The sequence below is a fragment of the Calothrix anomala FACHB-343 genome (assembly GCF_014696435.1).
GTDB classification, from domain to species: Bacteria; Cyanobacteriota; Cyanobacteriia; order Cyanobacteriales; family Nostocaceae; genus Aulosira; species Aulosira anomala_A.
The window spans coordinates 1-19113 of sequence record NZ_JACJQG010000102.1; the positions used below are offsets into that span (position 1 = coordinate 1).

Here is a 19113-nt window from a genome sequence, read left to right on the forward strand (position 1 = left end):
AAACGCCCTCACCCTATAAGGGTGGGGCTAGAAATACGAAGCCTGCCTTCGCAGGCTATCAAACTTTTAGCCTGCGAAGGCAGGCTTTGTTGGTATAGCAATACCCTTCTAGGGTATTGCGTCAAAATTGGGATGCTCCCAATATGGGTATGGTGGGTAATGCCCATCATACTTGTTTTATTTTGGAATTTTGAATTTTTATGCAACCAATTATTGAAACAGTTTTTTTACGCCAAATGGCTTCAGGCGATCGCTTATCTTTACAAGTTTACAAATTTATTGGCGCAAAGCCTGGTAAAAAAGTTTACATCCAATCCAACTTACATGGTGCAGAAATCGCTGGTAATGCAGTTATTCAGCAATTAATTGACTTTCTGCTCACAATAAATGATACAAACTTATGTGGGGAAATTTGGTTAGTTCCGGTTTGCAATCCAATGGGAGTCAACGAGCGATCGCACCATTTTTCCCCTGGAAGATATTGTGTTTACGAAGCGAAAGACTGGAATCGGATATTTTGGGACTACGAAAAAGAAGCTGATGATTTAGTAGCTTTTACTAAATCTCAACTTCAGCTTGATAGAGAGGTCGTCCGACTCAATTATCTAACTACGATTAGAGAAAAATTCGCCAAAATTTTAGAAAAAATTAATTCCCCCTCTGGGTTACCTTATACTGAACAATTTGCCTATAAATTGCAGTCTATGTGTATAGATGCAGACTATTTAATTGATTTACATAGTTCGACAAATCAAGCTATAGACTACCTTTATTACTTCCGAAATCGCCAAGAAAGCGCCAAATATTTTCTCCTAGATTACGGCATTTTACTAGATACTTATGATGGTGATGCCTTTGACGAAGCTTTTATCAAGCCTTGGTTAGCCCTAGAAGCTTGCTTTCAAAAATTGGGGAGAAATATTCAATTTGATATCGAAGCTTGGACAATGGAACTAGGTTCAGGAATGCAGATGCATCCTGACTCAGTAGCCAAGGGTATTTTAGGTATAAAAAATTATTTATTCCAAAAAGGCGTATTGCAAATACCAGAATTTCCCCAAGCAAACACCAGCAACCAGCAAATGACTTTTTCTGCATCCAGTAAAATCATGAAATATTATGCGATCGCCGGCGGCATGATTCAATCTAGAGTGAAAGTAGGTAGTAAAGTCAATGCTAACGATAGACTCTATCAAATTCTGAGTTTCAATAAAGAAAGCCAATTACCTCAGACGATAGATATCTTTGCCGAAAATGATGGCTTAGTATATGAAATTTCCACTAATCAAGCTGTGAATCAAGGCGAATTAGTCCTGAGAATTATTCAGTAGTTACCGCTTAGTGAAAAATTGGATATTAGCACTATTGTTGATTTATGCAAAGAAAAAAGTCTCATAATTTCAATTTTAAATTTTGAATTCCCCCCAAGGGGTTGGACTTCTCGACAGTCGGTATTTATGGCACAATGAAACACAATTGCAGCACAGTGTTATCATAAAAGCAATACCCAACAAGAGAGAAAAACTCAACTAGTTTGTATAGTCCTATCTCTTTTTTGGATATTGGAACAAAATATATTTAGTAGTAGATTAAACTTAAGCAGAGGCAATCCCTAAAAAATGCCAGGGTGATCTTATGTTTCTTACTTGTCTAAGAAAAAAAACAACTTACCCCAACTATAAAATATGACGGTGGAGCTAAAGGTGACTAGTATTGATAATCACATCTTCTCTTTTTCAGGAGAAGTATCGATTCCCCAAGCTCCTCCTGAGTTTAAGTCAGGTTTCATCGGCATTATCGGTCGCCCTAATGTCGGTAAATCTACTTTAATGAATCAATTGGTAGGGCAAAAAATAGCGATTACGTCCCCGGTAGCTCAGACTACACGTAATCGCTTAAGAGGGATTTTAACTACACCAGAAGCACAGTTAATCTTTGTCGATACACCAGGAATTCATAAACCCCATCATCAATTGGGAGAGGTACTGGTGCAAAATGCCAAAATAGCCATCGAATCAGTAGATGTAGTGCTATTTGTGGTAGATGGTACAGTAGCTTGTGGTGCAGGCGATCGCTTTATTGCAGAATTGCTCAGTCGCAGTCAAACACCAGTAATTTTAGGATTGAACAAAGTCGATCAACAACCCACCGATTCCCAGCAGATAGATGATAGTTACACACACTTGGCTGAATTATATCAATGGCAAACAGTCAAATTTTCTGCCAAAACTGGCTTGGGATTGCCAGAATTGCAAAATTTACTGATTGAAAATTTAGACAACGGCCCCTTTTACTACCCGCCAGATTTAGTCACCGATCAACCAGAACGCTTTATTATGGGCGAATTAATTCGCGAACAGATTTTACTGTTAACCCGCGAAGAAGTACCCCATTCAGTAGCGATCGCGATTGATCTAGTAGAAGAAACCCCAAGCATTACCCGCGTTCTCGCCACCATCAACGTAGAACGAGATTCCCAAAAAGGAATTCTCATCGGTAAAGGTGGTTCAATGCTCAAAGCCATTGGGAGCGCGGCGCGCGAACAAATTCAAAAGCTAATTTCCGGTAAAGTCTACCTGGAATTATTCGTCAAAGTCCAACCAAAATGGCGACAATCTCGCGTGAGTTTAGCAGAGTTAGGGTATCGCGTGGAAGAATAGAAGTTAGTTATTAGTCAATGGTCAATGGTCAATGGTCAATGGTCATGAGTGATTAAATTTTGGACTAGAGACTGTTGACTTTTGACTATGGACTCTTGACTCTTAACCCCTAACGATGAGAATGTCTTCAGATAATAGTTCCTTCTTCAATTTGCCCACAGATGCACCGCCATTGCGCATTTTAATTGTAGAAGACGATCCGATGATGCAACTGGGGCTAGAACAATCTTTAATGGTTCATCCCCAGTTGGAAATTGTCGGACAAGCAGAAGATGGCTATTTAGGCGTACAAGCAGCATTAAAACTTAAACCCGATTTGGTAGTCATGGATATCGGGTTACCAAGACTTGATGGAATTGCAGCGACACAGCAAATTAAAGCTGCATTACCAGAAACCCATGTAGTCATGCTGACATCCCATCAAACAGAAACAGAAATTATTGCCGCATTATCTAGCGGTGCAGATGCCTATTGTATCAAAGGTGCGAGTGTAGAGCGGTTATTAAGTGCGATCGCAGCTGCTATTGATGGCGCAACTTATCTCGATCCCCAAATTGCGCGGCGAGTAATTGAAAATCTGCGTCCCCCAACCGCAAAAGGAAACACCGCAAATCTTTCGGCGCGGGAGTTGGAAGTATTAAAACTCATGGTAGATGGTTTGAGTAATCCAGAAATTGCCGAAAGACTCTATCTCAGCCCAAATACCGTCAAAACCCATGTCCGGGGAATTATGAATAAATTGGCAGTAGACGATCGCGTACAAGCCGCAGTTGTCGCCCTGCGATCGGGATTAGTGTAATTACTAGATATCGCCCTAGAAATTAGCATAAAATATGCGACAAACCCTGCGGTTTTCACCCAGGTATCAAGGCTAATCCAACAGCCATAATTTCTCATGAGAAGAATATGATAAATGGGGAAAACACAAGTAATAGCCAAGCAACAGCGACAACCGATCCAAAACCTAATAAAGGGTTTTTTTGGGCTGCACGTACCCGCATTCTCTTCTGGTATGTGTTAATTCTAGGCATTGTGTTTGTCGTCTTTATTCCCGCTTTTCGGCAAGTTTTATATGCAAGAGTTAATAGCCGCGTTCAGCGAGAGAACAACGCCAAAATGAGGATTTTTGAGGATTTAATCACTGGTCAACCTCTTTTTTTTGGGGAACATCCAGATAGTAGCGACGATAACAAAGTGATTAATGAACTCAAAGAGTCTGATAACCGCCTGATTCAACCGCCAACCTCAAAAAAAGAGTTAAAAGATTTTTTTGATGGTTTTTTAGGTACGCAGATCCCCGAAGATGACACATATTTAATCGCCTTAATCGAAGGTAAATTTTATAAATCCAGTCCTAGAGCCAGACCCAAAGAACTAAGCCGAGATTCGGAAATAATGCGCTATTTTGGGACTTTAACTCAAGCAAAAGAAGGGGAAAAAATAATTCCTGGTAGTGCTGTAGAAAGTATCGTTTATCTAGCGCAACCTGTAAAAATTAAAGGCGAAGTGATGGGTGTATTTGTCATTGCTCACCCGACTTTTGGCGAACGGGGAGAGGTAGTAGAAGCGGTAGCAGTTATCGTTCAGGTAGGTGCAGCAGTTGTAATTTTAGCTTTAATCTTAGCTTGGTTTGCTTCCGGAAAAATCCTCGCTCCCTTACGCTTGCTTAACGAAACTGCTTGTAATATTACCGCCTCAGATTTAAATCAACGAATTGTTGTTAGCGGTCAAGGAGAACTAGCAGAACTAGCAGTTACCTTTAATGCCATGATGGATAGATTGCAAAATGCTTTCATCAGTCAGCGCAATTTTATTAATGATGCGGGGCACGAATTACGCACCCCAATTACAATTATTCGCGGTCATCTAGAATTGATGGGGAATCACCCAGAAGAAATAGAAGAAACTCTCGCCTTAGTCATGGATGAACTAGAACGGATGAATCGGTTTGTCAATGACATGATTTTACTAGCAAAAGCCGAGCATCCTGATTTTTTGCACTTAGAAACAGTGGATGTTTGTGCTTTAACCGAAGAATTGTATGCCAAAATTCAAGCTTTAGGCGATCGCAACTGGCGACTTCAAGCTACCGCTAAATGTAAAATCGTCGCCGATCGCCAGCGTCTTACCCAAGCTGTGATGAATTTAGTCCAAAACGCTACCCAACATACCACAGATACTGATAGTATTACCCTTGGTTCAGCGATACATCAAGATAAAGTTAGCTTTTGGGTGCATGATACAGGAGAAGGCATTGCTGAAGCCGAGCAACAAAGAATATTTCAACGTTTTGCGCGTTCTGCAAATAGTCGTCGTCGTTCCGAAGGCGCAGGTTTAGGATTATCTATTGTTCAAGCCATTGCACTAGCTCATGGTGGACATGTTACTGTGAAAAGTAAGCAGGGAGCAGGCGCGAAATTCACGATAATTCTACCTTTAGAACCACCCCAAGAAAGAAAATAGTTAGAAATGCTAAATTTTTCTTTAACACGCTTAACTATAGCAAAGAATTTTGTTGTTTCACTTTTGCAAATCCCAAACCTACTACTTACCTATTGATCGTAAATACCCAATCTTTATGCTTGAAAAAACCCAACTAAACCTCGTCCATTTTGAAACCTGGCGTAGTGCGGGCTGCATTCGACTGAGCGATCGCGCCGAAGTCTTGCCGGCTACCAAGAGCAGGGAGCAAGATGCTCCCACTACTTTTAAAACTATGGTTCTCAAAATAAAATAGATGTGGTTTATCGTAGGGGTTTAGCACTGCTAAACCTTCCTAGCTTGTAACTTTGGTAATACCAATTTAAAGAAATAGTTTTTGTAGCACATCAATATATTCTAGAAGGCATGGCAGTGCCAATGCCTCTACAATCAACGATTATCGCTATTTTACCAACTAGCAATTTGCTGTGTATAGCAATCCTAAATGAGTTGTGAAAATTACTCGTTAACGCAGGGAACAAAAAAGAAGGATGTTAAAATTTACTTTGTTTTTTCACAAATGAAATAAGAATGCTATATGCGTCTAAATTGCATATTTACTAATAAAAGCAGTCAATCGTCAACCGTCAACCGTCAACAATCAACACCCCTCATGATTGATTGTGCAACTTAAAAGCAGCATAGAATAATAGAATATAGTAGTCTACAGTAGGTATTTTTGCTAAAATAAAATAGTAATTTGATATTAAAGTTTCAACAATCAAATAATAATTTTCTCTGTAAAAAAACAATTAAAAATAATGCAATTTGAATCAATTATACTAAATACTTGGAAATGGGTGCTAGTTTTAATTTTAACGGCTTGCAATAGCTTGAAAAATCACCAACAAGCTGTAGTAGTACCAACAAGTGTAGAAGCCGCATTTAAAGCCAAATATCCCCAAATTTCTCCGGCTTGGGTAAAGCATCACTATGGTTATGAAGCCAGTTTTATTGATAAAAATATTGCTACTGAAGTTGAGTTTTCCAATACAGGTGAATGGTTAGAAACAGAATATTTAGTAACAGTAAAAGAATTTCCCGACATTATCATAAAACGTATCAAAAAAGAACATCCTCAATTTATTATTACAAAATACGAAATTGAAATTACACCTCAGGGAAAGTTTTACGAAGTAGATATTACCGATGGTGAAACTGAAAGCGAATTATATTTTGATGTTAACGGTAATCCTCAAGTTGATTTATATGAAGATTAGGGGTATTGGGCATTGGGCATTGGGCATTGGGCATTGGGCATTGGGCATGGGTTGACTATTGACAAATGACTATTGACTATTGACTATTGACTATTGACTGCTACGCTCTGGGGAGTTGTTACTTGTCGAAAATTTGGGGAACTACTCGCCGCGTTCTGTCGTCTGTTGTTGAGTTAGCCTTTGGTGGGAAAGAACCCACAACCAAGTTCATAAATCTTTCACAAAAAAATAGCAGCCTCTAAACCCAGAAGATAAAAGCACTTTTGGCAATTACAGTCCAGTTTTCTGACGGTGGTTTGAGCGACATATCCCTGAATAATTTATCTCGTACCTGCGGTAAACATTAGTTCTATCAATGGTTGAGTGAGATAGTATCGGTAATCCTTATAATTAGCTTGAGAAGGCTAATTTCACGAACAGATATATTTTTCATCTATACAAAACATAAATTTGCATCTATCTTTTGATAGAGATTGTTGGATTGCGTCGGAAATGAATATGAGCAGAAAGGTAAATTCTATGAAGAAACAATCATCAGAATAGTATTCAGCACTCAAAATCCAATCCACACAAGACAAGAACTGCAGCGACTCCCGATTTGCTATATGGTTGCGTTGCTCAATAGAAGTAGAATCATGTATGTTTAAAAAGTGTGTTTAAAATCGCCAAACCCATTCACAGCAAGGTAATTGCTCAATAATTTAGGTGATTATCAAATCTTTATATTCTGCTCAAAATCATTTCCGCTTTATCGAATATTTATATTTGACAATGTAATTTCGATTGACAAAAAATCAGTATATTGGAAATAATCTTGAGGTCAAAATAGCATTTTCAGATATTGACAGATGTATAGTATGCATAAGAGAATACTACTCGTGATTCCTAAATAGATTTCTTAAGAAAACTAATTTTTTCTTTAGACCCGGCTAGATAAGTGACTAAAACATATGTACATCACTTTACCAGAGCAAGTAAATGTTAATTCATAAGTTTAAACAACTGCTTACATAAATGGTAGTTAACTAGGCTTTAGTAAATAACAAAAGCTCTTGGCAATCGGTGATTACTTAAGTTATAAATCTCAGTAAATTGGCAATCGACTTTAATTTTGGGGTTGGGTGGTCTACTATCATGTTATTTACATACTACTGTTTTAGCTTCTTGGCAAAAAAAGATTGCATCATCAAAAGGCTCGGCAATAAACCGCTATTTCAGCATTGTCCGACCTACTTAAATGATGTCATTGCAGATCAGCTAAATTTGTGATAAATAAGAATAGTCTCTAATGATAGAATTACATTGTTACAGGCAGAGATTAATTTTATTGATTTACAATTGATATCCTTGTAATTCGATGATTATCACTGTTTGTACTTACCTAAGATTTGCAGTTAAGCACAAATGAAATCTACGGTAATGTTTGGCTAGAGACTAATAACTAAGGCTAGAGAACTGAATTTTTCGACGTACTTTTTAGGCGAGAGAATCTATAGCACGAAAGATAATTGGTAAATTAGTGCTATGGTTAAGGCAATTCGGTATTGAGTGTTTCCCATCAAAGACTTTCGTAATAGTTAATTAGCTCCAAGCGACTGGTGTTAGTTTTCACGGTATGAAATTTCCAAGTTTACTGATTTGGCATTTGCCTAGCATAATTTGCTGGGTGCATATTAGGTAAACACAGTTTCATGCTGGTGAAATAACTGCACGTAATGTAGGTATAGAGCGAAGTTTGACAACAGGCTTCTAAGATAGCTGGCGGCAGATTATGGGGCATAAATTTATGTATTTATGCCGGGCTTAGGATGGCTAGATTGGCTATGGCTTAACAATGATTTAATCATTCTACACTGATGTGTGAATTTTCAACAAACGTTTTAGTGAAAATTTTTTCTGGTGGAGTAATTGGGAGTATGTATCGCGAAAGCAAGCAATATTTTCTCACTATGGCTTGATTTCCCCTCTCTCAAATTTGGGAGAGGGGAGTGGTGAGAGTGCTAACAAATGAGCTGTGACTTGTACATTGAATAATTGAATTTGACTAGCAAAATTTGCGTTTTCTCAAATCAAAGAGGATAAATTTATGGCAGTAAGAAACGGAACAGCACTACCCGATACCCTCACAGGAACTGCGAATGCCGATACTATACGTGGTTTTGACGGTGATGACATCCTCAATGGCTTAGGTGGTAATGACCTGATCCGGGGTGGAAACGATAAAGACGAACTGCTTGGTGGCGCTGGTGCTGACAGACTATTTGGGGATGCTGGCGAAGACTCACTATTTGGTGAAGCTGGTAATGATACCCTGTATGGCGGTACGGATGCTGACGATGCATTTGATGGCAAAGACTACCTCGATGGTGGTGCAGGTATTGATGTTATCTATGTTGGTTTTGAAGATACAGGGCTAGGCGGTGCCGGTAATGACTCCTTATTCGGCAGTTTCTCTAATGACGCGCTGTACGGGGATGGCGGAGAAGCAGATACTCTTGTTGGAGGTGCTGACTACATAGATGGCGGAGATGGGAATGACACTCTCTATGGCGAAGGAAACGACACAATTAGCGGTGGCGCTGATACCATCTTGGGTGGCGGTGGCGATGACACCCTCTACGGCTATGCTGGTAATGACTCCCTTTTAGGTGGAGACGGCATTGACTACCTCGATGGCGGTGACGGCGATGACATTCTCGATGGTGGTGCTGGTTCTAGTACCCTATTAGGCGGTGCAGGCTTAGAAACCATCAGAGGTGGTATTGACGGTGACTACATTGATGGTGGTGAGGGTGCTGACAACCTCCAAGGACTTGGTGGTAATGACACCATCTACGGTGACCTTGGTGTAGCTGAATCTCTTGCTGGTAATGATGTCCTCAATGGCGGTGCTGGCGATGACTTCCTCGATGGTGGCGCTGGCGTTGACCGCGTTATCGGTGGCGCTGGGATTGATATTGTGTTTGGTGGTGAAGATCCAGAAACCCAAACCGCACGCGACACCCTAACAGGCGGTGCTGACACTGATTACTTCCAATTGCTATACACCGAATTTGTTCCAGAACCACCCCAAATTGGTGAGCCACCTGTACCTGTTCCTGCTGGCGACTATGTCACTGATTTCCAAAATGGTACTGACTACTTCTTCCTTGAACTGCTGCAATTTGAAGATCTAGGATTCCAGAACACCACTATTGGTGGAGTGACTGGTACTCGCATCTATGTTCTGACTGAGGGCTTTACTCCTGCTCAATCTGAAACCTTAGCTTTTGTTGCAGGGGTGAACCGTGGAGCGTTCGACGCATCAGATTTCGTTACCGATCCTGTCGTCTAAGAAATGGGCAACTAGGCGGTGTACTTGGGTGCGAACCAAGTAACACACACCTAATAGTTACCCCAACCTTCAAGAGTAGCTACAGAGTCTGGACAACTTGTTGAGCTACTCTTGGGATTAAGTCTCAATTATAACTATTTGATTTCTTTATGGACTTCAAAGTTAACTTTGAGCAATAGTAGGGCGAGCAATAATCACCCTACACCCTAATACCAATTTTATGTGAGGCTGCACATAACGCCCTCAGGCTGGAAGCCTGGGGCTATCATTACAAAGCCTGCCTTTGCAGGCTAGATTATATGCATCTTCATGTTGAATTGGTATAAGGTCTAAAACTCCAAATTGTTTGGCGATCAATCGCAAATACCTCCAATTACATACCCACCAGGTTTTTTTGCTTGTCAGATTCTCGATTTTTGCAATCTATCGAGAATCTGCTTACCCATAATCAGCGAGCAGAAAACTAATATTTAACAAGCCATGCGAATATTATTTTTACATCAGAATTTCCCTGCCCAATTTCGGCATGTGGCTGCGGCGTTAGCTCAGGACAAAAATAACCAAGTTTTTTTTGGTACGACTCGCCAAGAAGGTAGTTTGGCTGGTGTTAATCGAGTGGTTTATAACCCTAAACGAGAAGCTAGACCAGAAACGCACCATTATGTTAAACCCTTAGAAAATGCGGTGCTGCAAGGTCAAGCTGTGTATCGCCTAGCAGAGCAACTGAAAGCACAGAGGTTTGTTCCCGATGTAGTTTATGGTCATTCGGGTTGGGGCCCGACTTTATTTATTAAAGATATTTTTCCGAAGGCTAAATTACTTTGTTATTTTGAGTGGTTTTATCATGCTCATGGGACTGACGCAGACTTTGATCCCAGCGATCGCATGACGGCTGATGATGAAGCCCGGATTAGAATTAAAAATGCGCCTATTTTACAAGATTTATATAGTTGCGATCGCGGTTTGTCTCCTACCTATTGGCAGCGTCAGCAATTCCCGTTAGAATATCACAACAAAATTACCGTAATGCATGACGGGGTTGATACTAATTTTTTCTCCCCAAATCCCGGTGCTAAGTTAGTTTTACCCCGGATCAATCTTGACCTTTCCCATGCTGAAGAGATTGTCACTTATGCTACTAGAGGTATGGAACCTTATCGGGGATTTCCCCAGTTTATTGAAGCGGTGGCTTTACTCCAGCAACAACGCCCTAACTGTCATGTGGTGATTGTCGGTGAAAACCGTGTTGCTTATGGAAAGAAACTCCCCGATGGTAAAACCTATAAGGAGGTGATGCTAGAAAAATACGATCTCGACCTCAGCCGGATTCATTTTACAGGTTGGTTACCTTATTCTGAATATCTGCAAGTACTGCAAGCTTCATCGGCTCATGTTTATTTAACTCGTCCCTTTGTTTTATCCTGGTCATTAATCGAATCTTTAGCTACAGGTTGTTTGGTAGTGGGTTCGCGAACTGCGCCGGTGATGGAGGTGATTCAAGATGGTGTTAACGGATTGTTAGCAGATTTCTTTTCACCCCAGGAAATATGCGATCGCATTTTAGAAGCCCTCAACCATCCAGATAAAATGGCGGCGATTCGCGCTAAGGCTAGACAAACAGTGCTTGAGCGCTATGATTTAGCCCAACTATTACCCCAACATTTGCAATGGATACAGCAATCAGAAGAACCTCAACTAATTTCGCCTTGGGAGGGAAGAAAGTTAGAGTTGGTGGATAGTAGCGAATCTAAGGGATTTGGGAAACAACAAAAAGCCCAGAAGTCTTTAGCTAAATCTGCGCAAATTTTACAAGTTAATCATCAAACCTTAACCACCCAAGAAATTATTCCTCTGTTGAGCCGCTATCAACTGCTACCCAAGCTGCAGCAAGAATTGATAATAGATAGTGCGATCGCTGCTTTTACCTGTAGCAACGAAGAAAAAACCCAGTGTTATCAAGAGTTTTGCGCACAAAATCAATTGTCATCGGAAGCAGAACGCCAAGCTTGGTTAAAACAGCAAGGGATGAATGAAGCCCAATTCTTAGATTTAGCAACTCGCAATCTGAGAATCGAGAAATTCAAAAAAGCCACCTGGGGTAGCAAGTTAGAGAATCATTTTCGCCAAATCAAACCCAAACTTGATCGGGTTGTTTATTCTCTGATTCGCCTTCGTGATGGTGCGGTGGCGCAGGAATTGTACTTTCGTCTACTAGAAGGTGAACAGTCCTTTGCTGAACTCGCAAAACAATATTCCCAAGGTGCAGAAGCCCAAACTGACGGGTTAATAGGGCCTGTATCATTGAGTACGCCTCATCCCCAACTTGCCCGCATTCTTGCCATCAGCCAACCCGGACAATTATTGCCACCTAAAAATATTGGTGATTTGTGGTTAATTGTGCGATTAGAAAAGTTTATACCAGCACAATTTGACAAACCAATGCAACAACGGCTGCTCAACGAACTGTTTGCGGCTTGGTTAAAAGAGCAAATGCAAAAAACTGCTCAATCCCAATCTGTAGATATCCAACATTCCGCTTAAATCTTTACTTCTTTAAACCCTAATTGGAGCGTAATATGCCAGCTTTAAACTTTAGTAATCAACTTTTAGTAGGAAACGACTTTACTGGTCAAAACCTGAATGGTTCGACATTTTTCAAAGCTACTCTCACCAATGTGCTTTTAGTTAATACACAATTGAGGGGGACAAACTTTGAAGAAGCTAAACTATATAATGTTGATGCCCGTAATGCCATCTTTGCCCCAAATACTAGCTTTGGCCCGGCTAATTTATTTAAAGCGACATTAGAAAATGTCAATTTTAGAGGAGCCAATTTAACTGGGGCTAATTTGTCATTAGTTGCCACTAAATTTATTAACTTCTCCAATGCTAATTTGACTAATGCCAATTTGCGAGAAGCTAATCTAAGCGGCGAACAATCGGAGCGTCCAAACTTTAGAGGTACTAACTTTACTGGAGCCGATTTATTTAAGGCGAAGCTCAAAGCTGCTGATTTGACAGGTGCAAATTTAACCAATGCCAAATTAGAAGAAACTGATTTTGAAGCAACTCTTTTAGTCAATGTTGATGCAACTGGTGCTGATTTCCGATTAGCAAAACTCACAGATTTAACTATAATAAATTCAATATTTGACTTAGCTAATTTCAGTAATGTTGTTCTCAGTGATGCGCCTCTAGAACCAGGACAGACTGCTAATGCAAGGTTTCGTGGTGCTAATTTAACTAACTTTATTGTAGATGATGCGGTTTTAATCGGTTCTGATTTTAGTGCTTATGTAGCTGCTAATGGCGCTGTCACAGTTACAGATTTGAGTGGAGCTAAGTTAATCGCCACCGATTTGACTGGCTCAAATTTCAGTAGCGCCAGAATGATAGGTACTGATTTATCGAAAAGTAACTTCACCAATGCCAATTTTACCGGGGCTAACATGAGTGGAGTGCTGACAACAGATGCGTTTTTCAATGGAGCAAATTTTACTGAAGCCAATTTGAGTAACGCTAATTTGTCAAAGGGCGACTTTACCAATGCTACCTTTATTGGTGCCAATCTTACAGGCGCGATCGCGGTGGATGCGATCGGTTTATCTCTTGGTGATAGCGGTAACAACACCCTCAACGGTACTAGCGGCGGCGATAACCTATTTGGTAATGGTGGTAACGATACCCTCAACGGTGCTGGCGGTGATGATTATCTCGATGGCGGCGCTGGTAGTGACAGGATGGTTGGTGGTGCAGGTAATGACACTTATGCAGTCAATGTTACAGGCGATGTTGTCGTTGAAAATGCCAATGCAGGTATAGATACTGTTCGTTCTAGCCTTGCTAGTTATACTTTAGGCAACAACCTCGAAAACCTGACTTTAACTGGTACAGCCGTTAGCGGCACAGGTAATACACTGAATAATATTATTACTGGAAATACTGGTAATAATACCCTCAATGGCTTAGGTGGTAACGATACCCTAATTGGCGGTGCTGGAAATGACACCCTTGATGGTGGTGCTGGTGCTGACTCCCTGGTAGGTGGCACAGGTAGCGACACATATATACTTGATAGCGGTGATACGATTACAGAAAACGCCAACGAAGGCATAGATACAGTTCAAGCCAGCCAAAACTATACTTTAAGCGATAACTTAGAAAACCTGACCTTGACTGGTACAGCAGTCAGTGGTACGGGTAATACAGAAAACAATAATATTACAGGTAACGCTAGCAATAACAGCCTTAACGGTGCTGGCGGTAACGATACCCTGATTGGTAATGCTGGTGCTGACACCCTTGATGGCGGTGCAGGTAATGACTCAATGGTTGGCGGTACTGGTGATGATAGTTACATAGTTGATAGCGCCACAGATGCGATCGCCGAAAACGCCAACGAAGGTACAGATACAGTTCAATCTAGCTTTAACTACACCTTAAGCAACAACTTAGAAAACCTGATTTTATTAGGTACAGCCGCCAACGGTACTGGTAATACAAGCGCCAACACCATTACAGGTAATGAACTCAACAACAACCTTAATGGTGGTGATGGTACTGATACCCTAATTGGTGCGGCTGGGAATGATACCCTTGATGGTGGTGCTGGTACTGACTCCCTGATTGGCGGCGCTGGTGATGATAGTTACATAGTTGATAGTGCTGGGGATACGATTACAGAAAACCCTGGCGAAGGTGTAGATACTGTGCAATCTAGCTTTGACTACACCTTAAGCAGTAACTTAGAAAACCTCACCTTAATTGGTACGGCGATTAACGGTACTGGTAATGCAGATGCCAATATCATTACAGGTAACGCTAGCAACAATATCCTTAATGGTGGTGATGGTACTGACACCCTTAATGGTGCTGGTGGTAACGATACCTTGGATGGTGGTGCTGGTGCTGACTCCCTAGCAGGTGGTGCTGGTGATGATAACTACATACTTGGCGCTGGAGATACGATTAGCGAAAACTCAGGCGAAGGGGTAGACACTGTACAATCTAGCTTTGACTACACCTTAAGCGACAACTTAGAAAACCTAATTTTATTAGGTACAGCTGAAAACGGCACAGGTAATGAACTTGCTAATACCATCACAGGTAATGATGCCAATAATAGCCTTAACGGCGCTGGCGGTAACGATACTGTAATTGGCGCTGAAGGAAATGACACCCTTGATGGTGGTGCTGGGGATGATTCCCTCATTGGTGGTGCTGGTGATGATAGATATATAGTAGATGGTGCAGGAGATGCGATCGCCGAAAACGCCAACGAAGGCACAGATACCGTTCAATCTAGCTATAACTACACCTTAAGCAGTAACTTAGAAAACCTGACCCTAGTTAGTATAGCCGTCATCGGTACTGGTAACGAGCTTGATAACACCATCATAGGTAACGAGTTAGATAATACCCTCAACGGCGCTGGTGGTAACGATACCTTGATTGGTGGCACAGGTAATGACATTTATGTAGTCGATAGCGCTGGGGATACAGTTACAGAAAACGCCGATGAAGGTGTAGATACTGTGCAATCTAGCGTTGACTATACTTTAGGCGACAACCTAGAAAACCTTACCCTGATTGACACAGCCGTAACAGGTACTGGTAATCAACTTGCCAACACCATCATCGGTAATGATGCCAACAATATCCTCCACGGCTTAGGCGGTAACGATACCCTAAATGGCGGCATTGGTGCTGATACCCTCAATGGTGGTATAGATGATGACTCTCTAATAGCTGGTAACGGCAATGACTTGCTTTCTGGTGATGAAGGCAATGACATCCTGGATGGTGGTGCTGGAGCCGATACCTTAAATGGTGGTACAGGTGATGACTCCCTAATTGGCGCTGGTGGTGCTGACATCCTTGATGGTGGCGCTGGTAATGACACAGCCAGTGGTGGTTTAGGTAACGATACATACATCATCGATAGTGTAGGAGATGCCATTACAGAAAACGCCGATGAAGGTACAGATACTGTCCAATCGAGCATTGACTACACCTTAGGCGATAACGTAGAAAACCTGACCTTGACTGGTACAGCCATAACAGGTATCGGCAATACAATAGCAAATACCATTACTGGTAATGAAGCTAACAATAGCCTCAATGGCGGTGCTGGAGCCGATACACTCTTCGGTAACACTGGTGCTGATACCTTGCTGGGAGCGGGTGGAAATGACTATCTTGATGGCGGTGACGGCGATGATAACCTGAACGGTGGAGCAGGTAATGATACCCTCATTGGTGCGGCTGGTAATGATATCCTCACAGGCGCTGATGCCAATGATGTTTTAGTCGGCGGTACAGAAAATGACACCATCAGTGGCGGTTTAGGTAGCGATACCATTCGCTATGCCTTTGGCGACGGACAAGACCGAGTTAATGGGTTTGTTACAGGAGCAGGGGGAGATTTCCTGTCCTTCAGTGGTATTGCTGCTATTGATGTATTTACCAATACTACTAATGGCAACACAGTATTTCGAGTTGGCGATGGAATTGCAGGTAACGCCGGGTTTAACCAGGGTACTTTGTTGCTGACTTTGGTTGGTACTCCCTTTAGTCAAGCAGATATCGCCACCAACATTGTTGACTCAGCCGGAACAACCTTCTTATTCTCCTAGATTCCTCAGAGATACAAACTCAGAGATACCAAGTAACAGGGTGCATCTTACCAACATTCAGCAAAACTAATTCGTTAACAAAGACATTCAGCAAACAAGGGAAATTATGGCAGTAAGAAATGGCACAGCAAACGCGGATACCCTAAGAGGAACAACTGATGCCGACACCCTCAACGGTAACGCTGGTGATGACACCCTTTACGGGTTAGGCGGTAATGACCTGCTTCGCGGTGGCGGCGATAAAGACACTCTGTATGGTGGTGCTGGTGCCGATATACTATATGGCGATGCAGGTGAGGACACCTTGTATGGTGAAGGCGGGAATGACACGCTCTACGGTGGCACAAGTGCTACCAATATCTTCGATGGCAAAGACTTTATAGATGGGGGTGCTGGTAGCGACTGGCTATATGGCGGCTTCGAGGATACCTTGTTTGGCGGTGCTGGCACAGATACTCTAGTAGGTAGCACCACCGACGATTTGCTATATGGCGATGACGAAAAAGGCGAAGTTGCAGGTGGAAACGACAGCCTGTTTGGTGGACAAGGCAATGACAGCCTTTATGGTGGCGGTAGCACCGATACTCTCAATGGTGCTGCTGGGGATGACTACCTAGATGGTGGAGAAGGCGCTGACTCTATCGTAGGTGGCGGTGGTAATGACATCATCTTCGGCGATGAAAGTGCAGCAGAAAGCCTTGCTGGTGATGACTACCTCAATGGTGGTGTTGGCGATGACTACCTTGACGGTGGCGCTGGTGTGGATCGGGTGTTAGGTGGTGACGGTAATGACACTCTCTTTGGTGGAGAAGATCCAGAAGCAGGACAAACCCAACGCGACACCCTAACCGGTGGAACTGGTAGTGATGTATTTGCATTGTATTACTCAGGATTTGCACCAGAGACACCAGAACCCCCTGAGCCAGGTGAGCTTCCAGAACCAACTGAACCTGCGCCTATTGGTGACTACATTAGAGATTTTGAGGATGGAATTGATTTCTTCTTACTTGAGGAAGTGAGTTTTAACGATCTGACAATCAGTAACATCAATCTAAATATTGGTGGTGTTGCTACAGCTAGTAGTCGGATTGAAGTTACTGGAACTGGTGAAGTGCTGGGGGTTGTCGCTGGGATTACTGCTGGACAATTAACAGGAGCAGATTTTATTAGCGGTTTTATAGAAGCTCCGGAGCCTTTAGATCCCTAATCAGAATCAAGCTAGAAAGTTTTGCTCTAACTTTCTAGCTTGTTGCAATAACTACGTTCAAGATTCCAGGTTTTTATTTCCGGTTTTATCTACTTTTTTTGACTAATTCACAACTTAAATATTTTTGCGAGAGATTGTAATATGCCAGCTTTAAACTTTGAAGGACAAAACTTAGTAGGAAATAGCTTCCGAGGTCAAAACCTCAATGGGTCTACTTTTTTCAAAGCTAGACTCGAAAATGTTCGGTTTGATCCCAATAATGCGGGTACTCGTACACAACTCAGAGGCACAAACTTTGCTGAATCTTTTTGGTTAAATGTTGATGCTCGTAGTGCTATTTTTGCACCGAATGCTACCTTTGTCCCGGCTGATTTTTCTCTAGCAACATTGCAGAATGTCAATCTCAGTGGTGCGAATTTAAGACAGGCAAATCTATTTAAAATCGACACATCAGGTATTAACCTGTCGAATGCTGATTTGACTGGTGCTTACTTAAGCGAAGCAAATCTGAGTGGGGAACAATCGGAGCGTCCCAACTTGACTGGTGCTAACTTTACTAACGCCGATCTATCTTTAGCAAATTTAAAAGCAGCTGACTTTACAGGTGCTAATTTGACAAATGCTAACCTCCAAGGAGCAATTTTGGAGGCGACTCTTTTAGTTAATGTCAATGCGACAGGTGCAGATTTCCAGTTAACAAATTTCACTGATGTGACACTGCAAAACTCTATTTTTGACCTTGCTAATTTAAGTGGTATTTCTTTGAGTGATGCACCCCTTGAAGAAGGTCAAACAGGTAATATGAGCTTTCGTGGTGCAGATTTAAGTGGTGCGCTAATAGATGATGCTAATCTGAATGGTGCTAATTTTAGTAACTTTGGTAGTACGGTTACCAACCTAACTGGAACCAGATTTGATGATACCGATGTTAGTGGCGCTAACTTCACCCAAGCCAATGCAGAAGGTGTTTTAATAAACGGTTCTGCGGTTGGGGCAAATTTTACCAATGCTAATTTGACTAATGCCGATCTGTCAAAAGGTGATTTTACCAATGCTAACTTCAGAGGTGCAAATCTCACAGGTGCGATCGCTGTGGATGCGATCGCCCTTTTGGTAGGTACTGAGCTTGATGATACCTTAAACGGAACCATTGATCTGTTAACAGGTGCGGCGATCAATGACAATATTTTTGGCAATGGGGGGAATGACACCATCGATGGTGGCGCTGGTAGAGATTACCTAGATGGCGGTATTGGTAGTGATAGCCTGATTGGTGGGGGTGGTGCTGATACTCTCGTTGGTGGTGCTGGTGTGGATACCCTCAACGGTGGTGCTGGTAACGACGTGTTTATTTTTACCTCAGGTTTTGGAAGCGATCGCATTATCGGTTTCGGCAATAATGCAGACAAAATTGACCTCACAGCCTTTGCAACCAGCTTCGGAAGTTTGACTGTAACTCAAAGTTCTACAAATACAGTGATTTCTAGTTCAGTATTTGGTACTGGTAATACGATTACGCTGGCAAACTTTAACGCCACAAATGTAGATGCTAGCGATTTTATCTTCTAACTTTCTT

The 19113-nt window shown here is 41.8% G+C and carries 10 protein-coding genes; all 10 read left to right on the forward strand.

Features of this window, described 5'->3' with window-relative positions; translation table 11 throughout:
- Positions 1-200 precede the first annotated feature (200 nt).
- On the forward strand, positions 201-1331 hold the full coding sequence (locus H6G08_RS34430) for a succinylglutamate desuccinylase/aspartoacylase family protein (protein WP_190551424.1): 1131 nt from the start codon (positions 201-203) through the stop codon (positions 1329-1331).
- 354 nt (positions 1332-1685) lie between these two features.
- Positions 1686-2660, forward strand: coding sequence for a GTPase Era (era, locus tag H6G08_RS34435; RefSeq protein ID WP_190551426.1), 975 nt, complete (start codon positions 1686-1688; stop codon positions 2658-2660).
- Between the two features lie 121 nt (positions 2661-2781).
- Positions 2782-3459, forward strand: coding sequence for a response regulator (locus H6G08_RS34440; RefSeq protein WP_190551453.1), 678 nt, complete (start codon positions 2782-2784; stop codon positions 3457-3459).
- 107 nt (positions 3460-3566) lie between these two features.
- Positions 3567-5123, forward strand: coding sequence for a sensor histidine kinase (locus H6G08_RS34445; protein ID WP_190551428.1), 1557 nt, complete (start codon positions 3567-3569; stop codon positions 5121-5123).
- A 779-nt stretch (positions 5124-5902) separates the two neighbouring features.
- A complete protein-coding gene (locus tag H6G08_RS34450) occupies positions 5903-6361 on the forward strand; it encodes a PepSY-like domain-containing protein (protein ID WP_190551436.1) in 459 nt (152 codons plus the stop codon).
- 2086 nt (positions 6362-8447) lie between these two features.
- A complete protein-coding gene (locus H6G08_RS34455; RefSeq protein ID WP_190551438.1) occupies positions 8448-9695 on the forward strand; it encodes a calcium-binding protein in 1248 nt (415 codons plus the stop codon).
- A gap of 480 nt (positions 9696-10175) precedes the next feature.
- On the forward strand, positions 10176-12236 hold the full coding sequence (locus H6G08_RS34460; RefSeq protein WP_190551440.1) for a glycosyltransferase: 2061 nt from the start codon (positions 10176-10178) through the stop codon (positions 12234-12236).
- A 35-nt stretch (positions 12237-12271) separates the two neighbouring features.
- A complete protein-coding gene (locus tag H6G08_RS37900; protein WP_277877875.1) occupies positions 12272-16330 on the forward strand; it encodes a beta strand repeat-containing protein in 4059 nt (1352 codons plus the stop codon).
- Between the two features lie 106 nt (positions 16331-16436).
- The gene (locus tag H6G08_RS34490) at positions 16437-17537 is read left to right on the forward strand and encodes a calcium-binding protein (RefSeq protein WP_190551442.1); all 1101 of its coding nucleotides are present in this window, start codon (positions 16437-16439) and stop codon (positions 17535-17537) included.
- A gap of 141 nt (positions 17538-17678) precedes the next feature.
- Positions 17679-19106 carry a pentapeptide repeat-containing protein gene (locus H6G08_RS34495; protein WP_190551444.1) on the forward strand — a complete coding sequence of 476 codons (1428 nt, stop codon included), beginning with the start codon at positions 17679-17681 and terminating at the stop codon, positions 19104-19106.
- Positions 19107-19113: the final 7 nt, after the last annotated feature.

Coding starts and splice junctions, on each gene's coding strand:
- H6G08_RS34430 (WP_190551424.1), top strand. CDS start 201: ATGCAACCAATTATTGAAACAGTTTTTTTACGCCAAATGGCTTCAGGC.
- era (WP_190551426.1), top strand. CDS start 1,686: ATGACGGTGGAGCTAAAGGTGACTAGTATTGATAATCACATCTTCTCT.
- H6G08_RS34440 (WP_190551453.1), top strand. CDS start 2,782: ATGTCTTCAGATAATAGTTCCTTCTTCAATTTGCCCACAGATGCACCG.
- H6G08_RS34445 (WP_190551428.1), top strand. CDS start 3,567: ATGATAAATGGGGAAAACACAAGTAATAGCCAAGCAACAGCGACAACC.
- H6G08_RS34450 (WP_190551436.1), top strand. CDS start 5,903: ATGCAATTTGAATCAATTATACTAAATACTTGGAAATGGGTGCTAGTT.
- H6G08_RS34455 (WP_190551438.1), top strand. CDS start 8,448: ATGGCAGTAAGAAACGGAACAGCACTACCCGATACCCTCACAGGAACT.
- H6G08_RS34460 (WP_190551440.1), top strand. CDS start 10,176: ATGCGAATATTATTTTTACATCAGAATTTCCCTGCCCAATTTCGGCAT.
- H6G08_RS37900 (WP_277877875.1), top strand. CDS start 12,272: ATGCCAGCTTTAAACTTTAGTAATCAACTTTTAGTAGGAAACGACTTT.
- H6G08_RS34490 (WP_190551442.1), top strand. CDS start 16,437: ATGGCAGTAAGAAATGGCACAGCAAACGCGGATACCCTAAGAGGAACA.
- H6G08_RS34495 (WP_190551444.1), top strand. CDS start 17,679: ATGCCAGCTTTAAACTTTGAAGGACAAAACTTAGTAGGAAATAGCTTC.